The organism is Bacteroidales bacterium (assembly GCA_031275285.1).
Classification (GTDB): Bacteria; Bacteroidota; Bacteroidia; order Bacteroidales; family UBA4181; genus JAIRLS01.
On the sequence record JAISOY010000109.1, the window covers coordinates 1 to 2925 of the forward strand.

General features: G+C 37.2%; 1 protein-coding gene. It reads right to left on the minus strand.

Annotated elements, in window-relative coordinates:
- On the minus strand, positions 1-2925 hold a 2925-nt coding region (locus LBQ60_11780; GenBank protein ID MDR2038592.1), incomplete at both ends, for a hypothetical protein.

Here is a 2925-nt window from a genome sequence, read left to right on the forward strand (position 1 = left end):
AATGGGCTATTGAAATCAACAACAATCGTTCCGGTACCATCGCTGAACTGATATCCTTCAGGTGCTTCAAACAAACCGGTTGCTTGCGTTAACGTTGGGTTAACCGTCCAACAGGATACAGAATTCCTGATAGCAGGTGTAATTTCTCCATGCCCGACCTTTGGGATTATTTTTTTATTCGACAACAGTTCTTTGATATCTTCTTCAGTGAACGTTGAAGGTATCCGGACATAATGACCGCCTTCCAGCTTTATATCAGGAATTTTTGATTCTGATACATGTATGTTTGTGATCTTTAAGGTATAACTATTATTATAGGTACCATAAAGATCTACGGCAAGCAATACAAAATATTCTTTGCCGGGAGAAGGAGTAAATGTACTACTCAGGTAATATTCCCAATCGTGTACTCTGTCTATCATGGTATATTCATTCCCATTCTTCTCATATAAACACAAAAAGTAATTTCCGTTTTTGTTGCTTGCAAATTCTATCTGATGTTGAATGGAAGAAAAATTCTCGAGTTTAAAGGCTTTCGCCTTACATGTCTGTTTCTCAAATTCTATTACTGGGACGGAATGTTTGATAAAGTCACAAGAATATATATATGAAAGATCTGTTTGTCCATCTACTGTTTGTGCATTACGGAATAGGCTTTCAAGTGAATCCTGTCCGGTAATTCCATCCACCCTCAGTACATAGTGACTGTCTGTATAAACTGGACCGTATACGATAAAATAATATTCTCCCGGTTCCAGTTCTTTTAAATGATATGAGGTATAATAACTTACCATTTCATAATTATTGCCATTTTTTTTATATATCATAAAGCTTCCGGCATCAATTGAAGAGGAGAGAGCAGCTACTATATTTGTTTTGGCTGAAATATTCATTTTATACGCTTGTACGAACGAATAACCGTCAGAAAAAAGATATGGAGATTTTCCTCGTTCAAAGGTTCCCGATACAGAACCGGGGAAGATGAACTCGGACGCGTCAGCAAACAAATCATTAAGGGTAACTGGTATAAATGTTTTCAGATATAATGTAAAATCTGTTTTTTCGTAATTCTCATATGCATATATTACAATATAGTATTCATCCGTTTCATCGACAAGAAATGGATATGATAAATTGTAATCTTTATTTATCAATTTGTATTCGTTATTTTCTTTTTTAAACAAACGAATATAGGGTGGATAATTGGCTGATTGAATATATGTCATTAAGTGTATCCCCTCTTCCAATTTTATCTTATATGCTTGTGCAAAATAATATCTATCATTGTATTTCGTCTGTCCTTTTTCCAGGATTAGCGGTGCTTCCTCCAAACTTCCAGAAACTGAGCAGGACAAGTTTTCATCAAAAAACAATTCTCCGGCGTTTGCAAATAAATCATCCAGAGTTGAATAAGAAAAAGGTTGGATAGTGAGTGTAAAATCGCCTGATGTAAGAGGACGGCTATATGGAGAAGCTACGGTCAGGTAATAATCTCCGGATTCTTTTGCCTGATATTTTAGTGAACCTGTTGTCATTGAAATCAGGGTTACAAATTTGCCCTGAAGGTTTTTCCTGGCCAAAGACATGCCGGGATACAAAAAGTCTGATGCTGCTTTAATTTGAATACTCTCATCCTTATCCAGATGAAATTTGTATGTTTTCGCATAATAATTGCCGTATCCACCCCAGGAAGAGAAATTATCTATCACGCAAGGTTCGGAGTCACCTCCCAGCGCATCCGTGAAAGAGGTCGGGACAGATATAGGTTGCGCATTTTCGAGTAGGGTTTCCATTGAGACCTCCGATAATGATCCCATCTTTAGCGTATAATTTCCTTCATCCAGGCCTTTTTTTGTAGTTATGATTACATGATAATTCCCGGATTTTGTGACCAAATATGAACCTTGACCGGCATCATTGGTGTGTACCCGGTTATATGTTTGTGAATCATAAATATATAATCTTTTTTCGACCTCATCCGAAGTCAGATTATACGCCAATACTGTCCCTGATTCAAGGCTAAGTTTATATGCCCTGGAAAAATAACAACTCTCGCCTCCAAAGTACTGATCGCCTTTCACTAATGTTGCATGTTCGTTATTTAACGTTCCGGAGCCAACAAAAGGAAACGCGGTTACATCTGGAGTAGCGTCAATTAATTCTTTGTAAGTGACAGGAATAGACGTTTCAGTAATCTTCAAATCGTATTCACTGTTCTTTAGCCCGTCTGAAGAAATAATAATATAGTAATCGCCGGATTTTTCCGCAGATATTGATATCGGGGGTCCATAATCAGGGTATTGAGGATATACGGGTGCAAGCTGATACGTATTGTCGATCTTCTGGTATACGACAACTGATGAATAATAGCGATCATAACCCCTTTCTATTTTTACGGCCGTTCCGGCTTTCAGGTGAAGTCGGTATGCCGTGGCGTAATATAAGTAAAAACCGTTATCTACCATATTGCTTTGTTCATTCAAAATCCCTGACATTTTGCATGGTAAAGCACCTGATGGTTTTGCGTTATCTAAAACATCATCACGGGAACATAATCCGGTTATATGATCGATCTTTAGTGAAAAATCAACATTCCCATTTTTTATATCAGAAGATACGACTATATAATAATCGCCATCTTTATCAGCATAAAGAACATTATTCGAATAACGGGATGTCTGTTTGTATGTTGCTTGATTATACATATCATATTCTTTCAGGAAAATTTTTAATCCGGCACCTACTACATTTATCCTGATTTTTTCATTCGCTTTCATCGTTACTTTAAATGCCTGTGCATTGATCCAGGCATTGTCATAACTATTTGTAGCGGCAACCAGTTTAGATGGCGGCAAACCCAATGTACTACTTATAGTAAAGGGCATATCGTCATAGCTTAATGGTACAGCCGATTCGAATAATTCG